Source organism: Prevotella multiformis (assembly GCF_018127985.1).
Taxonomy (GTDB): domain Bacteria; phylum Bacteroidota; class Bacteroidia; order Bacteroidales; family Bacteroidaceae; genus Prevotella; species Prevotella multiformis.
This window is the reverse complement of sequence record NZ_CP072358.1, coordinates 527,248-540,872: the sequence shown is the minus strand read 5'-3', so window position 1 is coordinate 540,872 and position 13,625 is coordinate 527,248. Positions and strand designations below refer to the sequence as shown.

12 protein-coding genes are annotated in these 13,625 nt (G+C 56.3%); 10 read left to right on the top strand and 2 right to left on the bottom strand.

Annotated elements, in window-relative coordinates; translation table 11 throughout:
- Positions 1 to 149: 149 nt before the first annotated feature.
- Entirely contained in the window at positions 150 to 509 is a 360-nt protein-coding gene (locus J4864_RS08540; protein WP_211815311.1) for a hypothetical protein, read from the top strand.
- On the opposite strand, the gene J4864_RS08535 is transcribed toward J4864_RS08540, so the two are convergent.
- Positions 506 to 1,042: a hypothetical protein gene (locus tag J4864_RS08535; protein ID WP_211815310.1), complete on the bottom strand. Its 537-nt coding sequence runs from the start codon at positions 1,040 to 1,042 to the stop codon at positions 506 to 508. The genes J4864_RS08540 and J4864_RS08535 overlap by 4 nt on opposite strands.
- Before the next feature lie 665 nt (positions 1,043 to 1,707).
- Between J4864_RS08535 and J4864_RS08530 the strand changes: the two genes are divergently transcribed.
- The 7 genes from J4864_RS08530 to J4864_RS08500 all read left to right on the top strand — a co-directional run bounded on the left by J4864_RS08530 (position 1,708) and on the right by J4864_RS08500 (position 8,372).
- Positions 1,708 to 2,799, top strand: coding sequence for an aldose epimerase family protein (locus J4864_RS08530; protein ID WP_211815309.1), 1,092 nt, complete (start codon positions 1,708 to 1,710; stop codon positions 2,797 to 2,799).
- A 35-nt stretch (positions 2,800 to 2,834) separates the two neighbouring features.
- Positions 2,835 to 4,118, top strand: a complete 1,284-nt coding sequence (locus J4864_RS08525; protein ID WP_007366848.1) for an MFS transporter — start codon at positions 2,835 to 2,837, stop codon at positions 4,116 to 4,118.
- 89 nt (positions 4,119 to 4,207) lie between these two features.
- Entirely contained in the window at positions 4,208 to 5,368 is a 1,161-nt protein-coding gene (gene galK / locus J4864_RS08520) for a galactokinase (RefSeq protein WP_211815308.1), read from the top strand.
- A gap of 180 nt (positions 5,369 to 5,548) precedes the next feature.
- On the top strand, positions 5,549 to 6,226 hold the full coding sequence (locus tag J4864_RS08515; RefSeq protein WP_007366846.1) for an NUDIX hydrolase: 678 nt from the start codon (positions 5,549 to 5,551) through the stop codon (positions 6,224 to 6,226).
- 340 nt (positions 6,227 to 6,566) lie between these two features.
- A complete protein-coding gene (locus J4864_RS08510) occupies positions 6,567 to 7,457 on the top strand; it encodes an RluA family pseudouridine synthase (protein ID WP_211815307.1) in 891 nt (296 codons plus the stop codon).
- An 18-nt stretch (positions 7,458 to 7,475) separates the two neighbouring features.
- Positions 7,476 to 7,622, top strand: coding sequence for a hypothetical protein (locus J4864_RS08505; RefSeq protein ID WP_169309939.1), 147 nt, complete (start codon positions 7,476 to 7,478; stop codon positions 7,620 to 7,622).
- Positions 7,623 to 7,823: 201 nt separating this feature from the next.
- The gene (locus J4864_RS08500; protein ID WP_007366842.1) at positions 7,824 to 8,372 is read left to right on the top strand and encodes a glutathione peroxidase; all 549 of its coding nucleotides are present in this window, start codon (positions 7,824 to 7,826) and stop codon (positions 8,370 to 8,372) included.
- 799 nt (positions 8,373 to 9,171) lie between these two features.
- Here the strand turns inward: J4864_RS08500 and J4864_RS08495 are convergent.
- On the bottom strand, positions 9,172 to 11,334 hold the full coding sequence (locus J4864_RS08495) for an elongation factor G2 (RefSeq protein WP_007366840.1): 2,163 nt from the start codon (positions 11,332 to 11,334) through the stop codon (positions 9,172 to 9,174).
- A 207-nt stretch (positions 11,335 to 11,541) separates the two neighbouring features.
- Between J4864_RS08495 and J4864_RS08490 the strand changes: the two genes are divergently transcribed.
- Together J4864_RS08490 and J4864_RS08485 are read left to right on the top strand one after the other, a co-directional pair.
- Complete coding sequence (locus J4864_RS08490) at positions 11,542 to 12,831, top strand: coproporphyrinogen-III oxidase family protein (protein ID WP_211815306.1); 1,290 nt, start codon at positions 11,542 to 11,544, stop codon at positions 12,829 to 12,831.
- A gap of 105 nt (positions 12,832 to 12,936) precedes the next feature.
- Positions 12,937 to 13,263, top strand: coding sequence for a hypothetical protein (locus tag J4864_RS08485; protein ID WP_007366837.1), 327 nt, complete (start codon positions 12,937 to 12,939; stop codon positions 13,261 to 13,263).
- Positions 13,264 to 13,625 lie beyond the last annotated feature (362 nt).

Genomic DNA, 13,625 nt, shown 5'->3' with positions numbered 1-13,625 from the left:
TCTTATTAAAAGAAAAGTGTTGTTCCGCACAATTTTATGCTGAGGAACTCGTTTCATACTCCGATGAGTTATGGTATTGGCGTGTTCTGGGCGGCTGTTGATGGGACTTGGATTTGTCTTGTCTGCTGTTTCCTGTAAAATCGTGCAGTATGAGATACCTGTTATATTCTGTTCTTTTATCGGTTCTGCTCTGCGGTTGCGGCAGAAAGCACGGGCCGGTCTGTCCCAAAGAGTTTGCAGGGAACTGGAGAGGTGTGGAAAAGACAGCTGTCGGCATGTATCCGACACTTGAGGTGACGGATTCTGCTGTGGCATACGACCCGGGGATAGGGGATACCTGCAGGTGGTTCAGGAGTTACTGTTTTTCGGACGACTCGCTTTTTCTGATGTATGACGGAAAGAACGCCATCCGCTGTGAGGTTGTAGAGCTGCACGACAGTGTGCTGGTTGTCAGAGGACTGTTGTGGCATGGGGAGAAAGCTGTTGCGTTCGTGCGGACAAAGGATTAAGCCGGTCCTTCGGGAACCTCCTGCTTCTTGACTACAATTCCTTTGTCTATGTTTACGGTCAGCGTCTTACGCTCTTTCCCGAGTTCCTTGAGAAATCTGAATTTGATTCTGTAATCTTCGCGGGCAATGCCTGCGCCCCCTTTCTGATAGATGATTCTGTAATCTGAAAACAAGATGACATCAGCCATCAAAGCACCCCCCTTTTCGTAGCCCAGATATTGCTGGAAATAAGAATCAAAGGGCAGGTACTCATCTTGATGCGCCTTGATATGTTTCCTGACAACCGTTCTGGCAAGTTCAAACTCTTTGTGATTCAGTTGTCTCGGACGCTCTGTCCTTACCTTGTCAAACAGCAGGTCGCCGTTGTCTGTTACCGCCTTCTCGGAAATGACATTGAAAATCTTCTGTCCTTTCTCGTCCTTCGCATAAATATATACGGTGTCGTATTGAGAGCGGAAGGTTGCCGCCTTTCTCTTTCCTGTTGTGCAACTGAGCAGAAAGAAGTAGGAAAAGAAGAGTAATTCAGCTTTCATACATTTTTAATTATCAGTTCGTCTTGTCTTCAAATGGATTCTGTTAGCTGTGTCAAAGATAATAAAAGTTTCTCATACGGCAATGTGTTTCGGCTGATTATCAAGCCATAAAACACCGGTTCTCTTCACTCGAAAGAATGAAGAGAGCAAGTGTTTTGTTTTGTTTCGGACTTGCGATGCCGTGAAAGCGGCTACGAAACCGAGGATGATATCCGGTGCGTCGGCAATAGCCGACGGCCGGTCGCATTGCTCCTTGAATAGTCAGTAAACCGCCCATAAGATACTGTTGTTTTTTGCATCCCGGATAAAGGAAATACCTTTTTCTTTTCTTTTGAGGAACGGAAATCATTTCGACCTTTTCCCATCGTGAGGATCCGGAAGATTCTGTCCGGTCTGCCCCCGGTCTGTTCTGTTGCCCGGACAGCGTCCGACGGATGCAGGGAGCAGCCGGCGGAAATCGGGCAGATTTGTGCAGACAGGCCAGAGGAGGCGGACCTCCTGCACGAACGCATACCGGCAGCAGCAGAGCACGCAGACACCCCCGGGTGGAGGGTTAATTGTTTTTAACACACCCCAAAAGGCTTATTTCCTGCATTTCGTTTGCTGTTTCCGTTTATTTTTATTTACTTTGCAGGTCATTGGACAGTAACTAAAAACAAAACATCATGGTAAACAGCGAAGAGACGCGATATGCTTGTGGCATGAAGAGAGAGGACTTCCAGGCCACGATCGACGGCAAGAAGACTGACCTCTACGTACTCCGGAATGCCAAGGGCAACGAGGTTGCCGTCACCAACTACGGCGGAGCCATCGTCGCCATCATGGTTCCCGACAGAGACGGCAGGCTGGCGAACGTCATACAGGGGCATGACAACATCCAGGACGTCATCAACTCCCCGGAGCCTTATCTCTCCACCCTCATCGGCCGCTACGGCAACCGCATTGCCAGAGGCTGCTTCCAGCTGAACGGAAAGGAATACCACATCGCCGTCAACAACGGCCCCAACGCATTGCACGGCGGGCGGAAAGGATTCAATGCGAAGGTATGGGATGCCACGCAGGTAAACGGGCACGCTGTCGTGCTGAAGTACACCTCTCCTTATGGAGAAGAAGGGTTCAGCGGCGAGTTGGAAGTCTGGGTGGCCTACTCCTTCACTGACGATGACGAGCTTGTCATCAAGTATTCTGCCAAAACCAACAAAAGAACGGTCCTCAACCTTACCAGCCACGGCTTCTTCTCGCTGGCCGGCATCGCCGATCCCACGCCGACTGTGGACAACCTGGAGTGTCAGGTCAACGCCGACTTCTACCTCCCCATCGACGAGACTTCCATCCCGACGGGCGAGATCCTGAAGGTGGCCGGCACGCCGTTCGACTTCCGCACGCCGAAACCGGTCGGGCAGGACATTGACGCCGACAACGAACAGATAAGAATCGGTGCCGGCTACGACCACTGCTTCGTCCTGAACAAGAAGGAGGAGGGCGAGCTGTCGTTCGCGGCCCGCATCAGAGAGCCGGAGAGCGGCAGGACGATGGAGGTCTATACCACCGAGCCGGGTGTACAGGTCTATACCCACAACTGGGCCGACGGCTTCAAGGGGCAGCACGGGGCGACCTTCCCGCGCCGGAGTGCCATCTGCTTCGAGGCACAGCACTTCCCTGACAGTCCCAATCATCCTTACTTCCCGTCGGTCGTACTGGAGCCGGGCCGGGAATACACGCAGAAGACCATCTATAAGTTCGGGGTGGAGAAATAGGCAACCCGCATAGAATCAAATCAATAAACATAAAAATGGAAAATCAAACAAAGAAAAGAGGGACGCTGGTGGCCATCATCACCATGATGTTCCTGTTTGCGATGATCGCATTCGTCACCAACATGGCCGCACCGTTCGGCACCATCTGGAAGCAGCACTATGAATGGGCCGGCATGATGGGCAACATGATGAACTTTGCCGCCTACCTGTTCATGGGCATTCCCGCAGGCATGATGATTACCAGATACGGTTACAAGAAGACCGCCCTCGTCGCCCTGGCCCTCGGCTTCGTCGGCATCGCCATCCAGTATGTTTCCAGTACGATGGACGGAGATGCCCTCGGCACGTATGTCGTCTACCTGCTCGGCGCCTTCGTATGCGGCTTCTGCGTCTGCATCCTGAACACGGTCGTCAACCCGATGCTGAACCTGCTCGGCGGCGGCGGCAACCGCGGCAACCAGCTCATCCAGACCGGCGGTTCGCTGAACTCGCTCGCTGCCACGCTGACCCCGATGCTGGCCGGCTCCATGATCAGCGAGATCACGAAGGACACCTCCCTCAAGGCGGTCACGCCGCTGCTGCTCATCGCCCTCGCCATCTTCGCCGCATCGTTCGTCATCGTATGGTTCACACAGCTGACAGAGCCTGAGACGGAGAAGTCGGACGTGCTGGCCGGCATCAAGGGCGCACTGGGCTACCGCCAGCTGGTACTCGGCATCGTAGCCATCTTCTTCTACGTAGGCATCGAGGTCGGCATCCCCGGCCAGCTCCTGTTCTACCTCAGCGAGCCGGTGGCAGAGGGCGGTGTGCTCGGCAGTGCCGTCATCGCCGGTCTGATAGCCGGTGTATACTGGCTGCTGATGCTCGTCGGCCGCTTCGTGAGTGCCTTCATCAGCGGCAAGGTGTCCTCCCGTATGCAGCTCACTGTGACTTCCTCCGTGGCCATCGTCCTCCTCCTTGTCGCCATCTTCATGCCGGAGACAAGCAAGATGAGCCTGACCGTACCCGATCTGGCCGAGAGCACGCTGATCCGGGCGGAGGTGCCGACAAAGGTGCTGCTCATCATTCTCTGCGGTATCTGCACGTCCGTCATGTGGGGTGTCATCTTCAACCTTGCGACGGAAGGACTTGGCAAGTACACCGCGACTGCTTCCGGCCTCTTCATGACGATGGTTGTCGGCGGCGGCGTCATGCCGCTGATCCAGAACCTGACGGCGACCAAAGTCGGCGACATCCAGAGCTACTGGCTGATTGTCGCCATGCTGGGCTACATGCTCTTCTATGCGCTGGCAGGTTCACGGCCGGTGAAAAAGGATTGAAAGAAAACGGCGGCAAATCCCCATCGAAGAGGATTCCCGGCACCTGCCTTATCACATAACGCTGACAAACAATTAAAAACCTTACTGACATGGATATAGAATTTGTAAGAAGCCGTTTCATCAAACATTTCGACGGCAAGACCGGCAGCATCTACTTCTCGCCGGGACGTATCAACCTCATCGGCGAGCACACCGACTACAACGGCGGTTTCGTCTTCCCCGGTGCCGTAGACAAGGGCATCATGGCGGAAGTGCGCCCCAACGGTACGGACACCGTGATGTGCTACTCCATCGACCTCAAGGACCGGGTGGAGTTCAAAGTAGACGACCCGAAGGGGCCGCGCGCCACATGGGCCCGCTTCATCTACGGCATGGTACAGGAGTTCAAGGCACTCGGCGTCGACGTGAAAGGCTTCAACATCGCCTTTGCCGGCGACGTCCCTCTCGGTGCCGGCATGAGCTCATCGGCAGCCATGGAGAGCTGCTTCGGCTGTGCGCTGAACGACCTGTTTGCCGACAACAAGGTGTCGAAATGGGACATCGCCCTCGCCGGACAGGCTACGGAGCACAAGTACATCGGCGTGAACTGCGGGATCATGGACCAGTTCGCAAGCGTCTTCGGACAGGAAGGGAAGTTGATGCGCCTGGACTGCCGCAGTCGTGAGTTCGAGTACTTCCCGTTCAGTCCAAAGGGGTACAGGCTGGTGCTCGTCAACTCGAAGGTGAAGCACGAACTGGCAGGAAGCCCCTACAACGACCGCCGCAGAAGCTGCGAGAACGTCGTCGCCGCACTGGGCAGGCACTTCCCCGGCAAGAAGTTCGAGACGCTGCGGGATGCCGACTGGGACGAGCTGGAGGCCGTGAAGGCGGAAGTCAGCGCCGAAGACTACAGACGTGCCCACTTCGTGCTGGGCGAGAAGGACCGTGTCCTCGCTGTCTGCGACGCCCTCGTGGCAGGCGACTACGAGACCGTCGGAAAGAAGATGTACGAGACCCACCACGGCCTCAGCAAGGAGTACGAGGTAAGCTGCGAGGAACTCGATTTCCTCAACGACCTCGCCCGTGAGAACGGCGTGACCGGCTCGCGCATCATGGGCGGCGGCTTCGGCGGCTGCACCATCAACCTCGTCAAGGACGAGCTGTACGACAGGTTCGTCGCCGATGCGACCGAGAAGTTCAATGCGAAGTATGGCCACGCCCCCGAGGTATATCCCGTGGTCATCAGTGAGGGTTCGCACAAAGTGTGCTGAAACGCCTTCTACATCTGGACATGAGGTCCCTCTCGCAGGGACGACACACAGGACGGAAACACGGAAGAGCTGGATTCCTCGCGAGGGATTCAGCTCTTCATGTCTGGAGCCGTCTGCCGGATGTGGATCTGTACCATGTAAAGGAAACAACATTACATCGCTAATCAAAAAATCTACAACATGAACGAATACTACAAGGGAGAACCTAAGATTCTGGTATCGGTGGACTGCATCGTATTAGGTTTCGAGAACAAGAAGCTCAGACTGCTTGTCGGCAAACGGAAGGTAGAACCGGGAAGCGGGAAGCTGTCCCTGTACGGCGGCTTCGTCAGGGAAGACGAGAGCCTCAAGCAGGCCGCCAACCGGGTGCTCTGCCAGTGTACGGGCATCAAGGACATCTATATGCTGCAGGTGGGCGCCTTCGGGGAGACTGACCGAGATCCCGGCGACCGCGTCATATCGATCGCCTACTGCGCACTCATCAACGCACCGGATTACGACCGGCAGCTGCTGGAGAAGAACGACCTGCAGTGGGTGGACATCGACAAGATCCCCGAGCTTTACGGCGACCACATCGCCATGGTGCAGATGGCATTGAGCCAGCTCCGCAAGCTGCTCAACAGAACCCCGGTCAGCCTCAGCCTGCTGCCGGAACTGTTCACCCTCACACAGCTGCAGCACGTCCACGAGGCGATTCTCGGGACGGAGGTCGACAAGCGGAATTTCCGGAAACGCATCAAGCAGACCGACTTCATCGAGAAGACCGACCTCATCGACAAGGTCACAAGCAAGCGGGGTGCCGCCCTGTACCGGTTCAACCGGCAGGCTTTCAAGGACACCTCTGTCTACAAGTTGTAGACGTGCGGACGGGACGGAAGGCTGCCGGACAGACCGGACGGCTCTGTCCGGCGGGGAACGCTCTGCCTCATCTTCCCGGATGCCGTCCGCCCTGCAGGGATTTTCCTGCGGACAGGGTACCCCCGATGGCGCATCCTCTGTTCATCCGGGGGGACAGCGGGCGGATGGGGGCTCTCCTCCGGTCGTTCCCTGTCCGTTCCCTGCAGCCGCCCGGTCTCTTTCTCTTCAATAAGCCGTATCGCATGGATTCTCCTGCATTGCAGGCGGCGGCTGGCTGCGGTCCGGCAGATTGTGCCGTAAAATGGATTGCTGTTCTATTTATTCTTTGTACATTTGCAGCATGATAAGAAAGAATCCCTACACGCAGGAGAAATATGCACATTACCGGGTGGCGGAGTCGGCACCGCTGCTCGAATGGCTGCTGGCGAATCTGAAGGAGAGCAGGAGCAAGGTGAAGGCGACGCTGCAGAACCGCGGCATCAAAGTGAACGGCAAGTGCGTCACGCAGTTCGACCATCCGCTGCAGGCGGGCGACAAGGTATCGGTCAGCAAGAGCAAGAAGAACGACCAGTTCCGCAGCCGGTATGTGAAGATCGTCTACGAAGACCGTTTTCTCGTGGTCGTAGAGAAGAACACCGGAATCCTCTCGATGGCCGCCGGGCACGCCTCGCTGAACGTGAAGACCGTCCTTGACGATTATTTCCGCATGACCCGGCAGAAGTGTACGGCGCACGTGGTGCATCGTCTCGACCGTGACACGTCCGGCCTGATGATCTACGCCAAGGACATGCAGACCGAACAGCTTCTGGAGCGCGACTGGCACAACATCGTCTACGACCGCCGTTATATCGCTGTCGTGAGCGGTGAGATGGAACAGGAGGAGGGGACGGTCGCCAACTGGCTGAAGGACAACAAGGCGTATGTCACTTACAGCTCTCCGGTAGACAATGGCGGCAAGTACGCCGTCACCCATTTCCGTGTCCTCGACCGCACGGTGGCGCACAGTCTCGTGGAATACCGGCTGGAGACGGGACGGAAGAACCAGATCCGTGTCCATTCGGCCGACATGGGGCATCCTGTCTGCGGCGATGTGAAGTACGGCAACGGCGATGACCCGCTGCACCGGCTCTGCCTGCACGCCTATGTGCTCTGCTTCTATCATCCGGTGAACCATCAGCGTATGGAGTTCGAGACGCCGGTTCCGACCGCATTCCGGCATCTGTTCAAATAACAGAGAACGGCTTTCCCCATGGAACATCTACAGCTTTACATCGCCCTGCTTGCGGCACTTGTGCTCGGCCTCTTTCTCGTCAGGAAAGTGACCGGCTGCCTTGTCCGTATCTTCATCACCCTTGTCGTGCTTGCCGTCATCGGCTGTGTGCTGGCACTCCTGTAAGTCCTCTCTGCGTCGGATGAGCCGGCGGCCTGGCGCTTTACGGAACGTCCGGCGGCCGTCCGGGTCCGCGCCGGCTGGTTCTGCCCTGCGTCCGTTCCGATAAAATCTTTCGGACAATGAAGTTGAAAACAAAATAAAATTCGTACATTTGCAACGTGTAACCAAACAGGCATTTTACATAAAGAGACGATAAAAACAGAAATGAGAACAGTTTATGAATTCTCTGTCAAGGACAGAAAAGGTAAGGAAGTATCATTGAAAGAGTATGCGAACGAGGTGCTGCTTATTGTCAACACAGCCACCAAGTGCGGCTTCACCCCGACCTACGACCAGCTGGAAGCACTCTACGAGAAGTACCATGCACAGGGCTTTGAGGTTCTCGATTTCCCCTGCAACCAGTTCGGGCAGCAGGCTCCGGGTACTGACGAGAGTATCCATCAGTTCTGCAAGCTCACTTACGGTACGGAGTTCCCGCGCTTCAAGAAGGTGAAGGTGAACGGCGACGATGCCGATCCGCTTTTCAAGTTCCTCAAGGAGCAGAAGGGGTTTGCCGGCTGGGACGAGACGCACGAGCTTTATCCTGTTCTCGACAAGATGCTCTCCGAAGCCGACCCTGACTACAAGGAGAAGGCGGACATCAAATGGAACTTCACCAAGTTCCTGATCAACAAGAAGGGGCAGGTCGTTGCCCGCTTCGAACCGACGGAGAAGATCGAACATATCGCCCGTGAGATTGAGGCGCTGCTGTAAGAAGACGGTTCCGGCTTCTCCAGCTTGTGGAGGGAGAAGGGAACGGTAGCCGGCCGAGACCGTAACGGACAGGAAACCCTGCCGCAGGGAAGAGATGCGGCAGACGATAAGGGCATACGCTGAAAGTCCATCCGGTGGACTTTCAGCGTATGCCTTATTTGAGGTTCTTCCGTTAAATGCGTGGATGCTTTCCGTTTGGCTTTAGCGGAAAGACCGAAGTGATTCATTCAACAAAAACATAGCCAGGACGGTCTTGTCTGTCTATTCTATTGTCATCCTCTGATACAAAAGCCTTTTCATTTTCATGCGTTGAAAATACAGACAAGGTTTTGAAAAACCATTACATAACTTCGGATAAATCAGCTGCAAATATAAAAGACACGTGCCAAAAGCAAGTCTGCAAACAGCAGTAAATCAATTGCTTGCCAAGCCGCCCCGAAAAGGTGCCTGATTGGACTTCAAAAGGGCGTTGGCAACACGCTAAGCGAGCACCTGCTGCAAGTCAATCAGGCACCTTTTAGAAGCCAGAAGGGCATGTGTTGCTTTGCATTGCATGAAAACAGTTTACAAACACCGATGATATGGGAATAAATCTGATATATCCGTTTCCCATTGGCGTGCCTGTCCGGGGCCGGGCGGACGATGCGGGCGGGGCCGGCCGTACAGAGGAAACGGACGTGCCGCCTGCCCGGTGGCAACGGAAGAGGGTGTGCCGGGATGACTGCTGCTGACAGTCGTCCTGACACACCCTCTCTCATGCTTGTCTGCCGGACGGAGGGAATTCTCCCCCTCTTCCGTCTTATTCTTCCTCTTCCTTCACTTCCGCCTCATGCTCGGCAATCAGCTTCTGCTGGAGGTCGTTCGGAACCAGCTCATAGCTTGCGAACTTGGTCGTGAAGCTCGCACGGCCGCCCGTAAGCGAGCTCAGCGAGATGCTGTAATTGGAAAGTTCCTTCAGTGGAATCTTCGCCTGCAGCTTCTGGTAACCGGCTTCAGAGTCCATGCCCATGATCATGGCACGCCGGCCCTGCAGGTCGCTCATCACGTCGCCCATGTAGTCGCCGGGCACGAATACCTCCAGGTCGTAGATAGGCTCGAGAATCTTCGGGCCTGCCGCCTTGAAGGCGTCCGAGAAGGCATGGCGGGCTGCCAGGGTGAAGGAAAGCTCGTTGGAGTCGACCGGGTGCATCTTGCCGTCGTGGACGATCACACGGACATCACGTGCATAGCTGCCCGTCAGCGGCCCGCGTTCCATGCAGTCCATCACACCTTTCAGGATAGCCGGCATGAAGCGGGCGTCGATGGCACCGCCGACAACGGAATTGATGAAGACGAGCTTGCCGCCCCAGGGCAGGTCGCGCTCCTCGCGCCCCTTGATGTTCATCTTGAACTCCTGTCCGTTGAACTTGTAGGTTGTCGGGTCCGGCATTCCTTCTGCGTAGGGTTCGACGATCAGGTGGACTTCGCCGAACTGGCCGGCACCGCCGCTCTGCTTCTTGTGGCGGTATTCGGCCTTTGCCTGTTTGGTAATCGTCTCCCGGTAAGGAATCTTGGGCTCTTTGAAGACAACCTGCAGCTTCTCGTTGTTCTCCAGCCGCCATTTCAGGGTACGGAGATGGAACTCTCCCTGTCCGTGGACGATGGTCTGCCGGAGTTCCTTGCTCTGCTCCACCACCCATGTCGGGTCTTCCTGCCGCATCTTCAGCAGGGCGGCCATGAGCTTCTCCGTGTCCTGGGAGTTCTTCGCTTCGATGGCACGTGAGTACTTGGAGTTGGGGTACTTGATGAAGTCGAAACGCTGGTCAGCGCCTTTTCCGTTCAGGGTATTGCCCGTCTTCACGTCCTTCAGCTTCACCGTGCAGCCCAGGTCGCCGGCATTCAGCTGCTCTACCGGGATGCGGTTGGCACCGGCGCAGGCATAGATCTGCCCCATGCGTTCTTTCGATCCGCGGTCGGCATTGGTCAGGTCGTCGCCCGGTTTCACGCATCCGCTCATCACCTTGAAGTAGCTCACTTCACCGATGTGCGGTTCCATGCCCGTCTTGAAGAAGTAAAGCGACTCCGGACCCTTGCTGTCCGGAGCGACCTCCTCGCCGCGCGTGTTGTGTATCTTCGGCATCTCGTCGACGAACGGAACGACGTTGCCCAGGAACTCCATCAGGCGGCGCACACCCATGCTCTTGCCGGCGCATACGCAGAAGACCGGGAAGATGGAGCGGGTGACAAGCCCCTTGCGGATGCCCTCGCGCAGTTCGTCTTCCGTGAGGGTCTCCTCTTCAAAGAACTTCTCCATCAGCCCTTCGTCGTTCTCGGCAGCCGCCTCGACGAGCGCCTTGTGCAGTTCCATCGCCTTGTCCATCTGGTCGGCCGGAATGTCCTCGACGGTCGGCTCGCCGCCTTCCGGCTTCCAGCTGTATTTCTTCATCAGCAGGACATCTATCAGACTGTTGAATCCCGGTCCGGTCTCGATAGGGTATTGCACCGGCACGCACTTCGATCCGTAGATCTCCTTCATGTTGGAGATGAGGTTGTCGAAGTCGCACTTGTCGGAATCCAGCTGGTTGATCAGGAAGATGACAGGTTTCTTGAGCTTCTCGGTATAACGGAAGTTGTTCTGTGTGCCTACCTCCGGACCGTACTGTCCGTTGATGAGGATGACGGCCTCGTCGGTCACGTTCAGTGCCGTGATGGCGCCGCCGATGAAGTCGTCGCTGCCCGGGCAGTCGATGATGTTCAGCTTCTTGTTGTTCCACTCTACATGGAACACCGTCGGGAACACCGAGTAGCCGTATTCCTGCTCGACAGGGAAATAGTCGCTGACCGTGTTCTTTGCCTCAACCGTTCCGCGGCGTTTGATTACACCAGCTTCGAACAACATACTTTCGGCAAGCGTCGTCTTGCCGCTACCCGCACTGCCGACCAAGGCAATGTTCTTGATCTCGTTTGTCTGATATACTCTCATATCTGATAGATTTAAGCTGTTAGTAATAATTTGCTTATTCGTCTCATGGGACAAGCCGGAACTCGTCTTTTCAGCCGTCTAAGTTAGGCATTTCCTGCGAGAGTGCCAAAAGTTCCTGCTGGAAAAGTACTATCTTTTAAAACTTATTAGTACATTTGCAGTGCTTATCGTGTTTCACATATTATATATATACGTATCCCCGGCATCATGGCAGGACTTTACATACACATCCCTTTCTGTGCCAGCCGCTGCATCTACTGCGGCTTTTATTCTACCGTCCCGTCCGAAAGGGTCGGGGCACACCCGGTCGAAGAGCGGTATGTGGATGCCCTCTGCCATGAAATGGAACTGAAGGAAGGCGGCAGGGACGGCGGAGCACCGGCGGAGCTGTCCAGCATCTATCTGGGCGGGGGCACGCCCTCGCAGCTTTCGTTCCCGAGCCTTCAGAAGCTGTTCCGGACAATCGGGAGGGTGTACCGCACGGAGAACCGGTGGGGCGGGGGGGGCGGCCGCAGCGGATCCGCCGCTCCCATGGAGATCACCATGGAGTGCAATCCCGACGATGTGACCGTGCCCTTCGCCCGCAGCCTGCACTCGCTGCCTGTCAACCGCATCTCCATGGGGGCGCAGACTTTCTCTGACCGCCGCCTGCGGTTCCTCCATCGCCGGCATACGGCAGAGGAGGTGGGAACGGCGGTCAGCCGCCTGCGGGAGGCCGGCATCGGAAACATCTCCGTGGACCTGATGTTCGGCTTTCCGGACGAGACGCTCGAAGAGTGGAACGAAGACATTGACCGCCTGCTCGAACTGGATGTCGAGCATGTCTCCGCCTACAGCCTCATGTACGAGGAGGGGACGCCGCTCCACCGCCTTCTCCGGGCCGGGAAGATCCGGGAGATTGATGACGAACTTTACCGGCAGATGTACGACACGCTCGTCGACCGGCTGGGGGATGCCGGCTACGAGCATTATGAAATCAGCAACTTCGCCCGGCTCACGCCTGCTCCCGACGATGAAAGCCCGGCCCTCAAAGCCCAAACCTCAAACCTCAAACCTCAAACCTCAAATCTCAAACCTCAAACCTCAAACCTCAAATTCCCCAGTCCTTTCCGTTCCCGGCACAACAGTGCGTACTGGCATGATGTCCCTTACATCGGCATCGGTGCCGCCGCCCACTCATACGGCAACGGAAAACGGAGCTGGAACGTATCGGACATCAGGGCCTACATGGACGCCATCCGGGAAGACCGGCTGCCGTGCGAGGAGGAGCGGATCGATGCTGACACTCATTACAACGACACGGTACTGACGGCTCTCCGCACCTGCGAGGGTATAGAACTCGCCTCGCTCTCCGCCGCATACCGCACCTACCTCATGCACCTTGCCCTGCCGCTGCAGCGGCAGGGGCTGCTGGAAGAAAAAGGCGGATGGCTGCACCTTACCCGCAAAGGCATCTATGTCAGCGACTCGGTGATGAGCGAGTTGATGAAAGTGTAGGGCGACGCTCTCCCTCCCGCCATTGCTTGCCGTCCCCTTTCCTTCTCGTCCTGCATCGCCTGCCGCCGCTGACAGTCCTGCCATTGCCAATCACCATTCATCATCATGACCAACGAAGAATTTGAAGTGAAATGGGCGGAGAACCGTGACAAGGTTCTCGCCAACAACGAAACGTATCAACGCATTGCACGCAGTTACAGCAGCTGGGGCTGGACAGACTATGTCGTCTTCATCGCCGGCTTCGTCATCTGCGAGAACTTTATGAAGACGCTCGTAAAGAATATTCTCCTGCAATATCTCCTTGCGCTCGTCGGCATGGTGCTGATCTGGCTCGGCTACCGGTTCGTCAGGAGCCTGCTGGGCGGCAAAGAGACACTGGAGGAGGTCGAGGAGGAAATCAAAAGGCAGTATCGGAAGTCGGTTGACGGATGACCGTGCCTTCGGCATCACAGTACGGACGGTGGAGGACGGCGGCCGGGACGGACCGGCTTTCCCCCTTCCGCCGGTGTGCCGGTGTCCGCCACCGGTCGGGCGGGCGGTGAATGCCATCCGTGTCGGGCGTTCACACCCTTGCGGTCTGCCGCCGTAGAGCGGACGGCTTGCCATGAAAGGAGGAGGGCGTGGCGGAATGCAGATGAACGGCTTGGCGGCTTCCTGTCTGGCGGCAGGGTTCACGGAAGACATAGAAGGCCGTTTCCGGTTCTTCCGTTAAATGCGTAGATTGGAAAGGATAAAGGCTTATACGCTTGCAGGGTATGACTATCCGAAATGAATCACTCCGGTTTTCCTGTTAA

Coding starts and splice junctions, on each gene's coding strand:
- J4864_RS08540 (WP_211815311.1), top strand. CDS start 150: ATGAGATACCTGTTATATTCTGTTCTTTTATCGGTTCTGCTCTGCGGT.
- J4864_RS08535 (WP_211815310.1), bottom strand. CDS start 1,042: ATGAAAGCTGAATTACTCTTCTTTTCCTACTTCTTTCTGCTCAGTTGC.
- J4864_RS08530 (WP_211815309.1), top strand. CDS start 1,708: ATGGTAAACAGCGAAGAGACGCGATATGCTTGTGGCATGAAGAGAGAG.
- J4864_RS08525 (WP_007366848.1), top strand. CDS start 2,835: ATGGAAAATCAAACAAAGAAAAGAGGGACGCTGGTGGCCATCATCACC.
- galK (WP_211815308.1), top strand. CDS start 4,208: ATGGATATAGAATTTGTAAGAAGCCGTTTCATCAAACATTTCGACGGC.
- J4864_RS08515 (WP_007366846.1), top strand. CDS start 5,549: ATGAACGAATACTACAAGGGAGAACCTAAGATTCTGGTATCGGTGGAC.
- J4864_RS08510 (WP_211815307.1), top strand. CDS start 6,567: ATGATAAGAAAGAATCCCTACACGCAGGAGAAATATGCACATTACCGG.
- J4864_RS08505 (WP_169309939.1), top strand. CDS start 7,476: ATGGAACATCTACAGCTTTACATCGCCCTGCTTGCGGCACTTGTGCTC.
- J4864_RS08500 (WP_007366842.1), top strand. CDS start 7,824: ATGAGAACAGTTTATGAATTCTCTGTCAAGGACAGAAAAGGTAAGGAA.
- J4864_RS08495 (WP_007366840.1), bottom strand. CDS start 11,334: ATGAGAGTATATCAGACAAACGAGATCAAGAACATTGCCTTGGTCGGC.
- J4864_RS08490 (WP_211815306.1), top strand. CDS start 11,542: ATGGCAGGACTTTACATACACATCCCTTTCTGTGCCAGCCGCTGCATC.
- J4864_RS08485 (WP_007366837.1), top strand. CDS start 12,937: ATGACCAACGAAGAATTTGAAGTGAAATGGGCGGAGAACCGTGACAAG.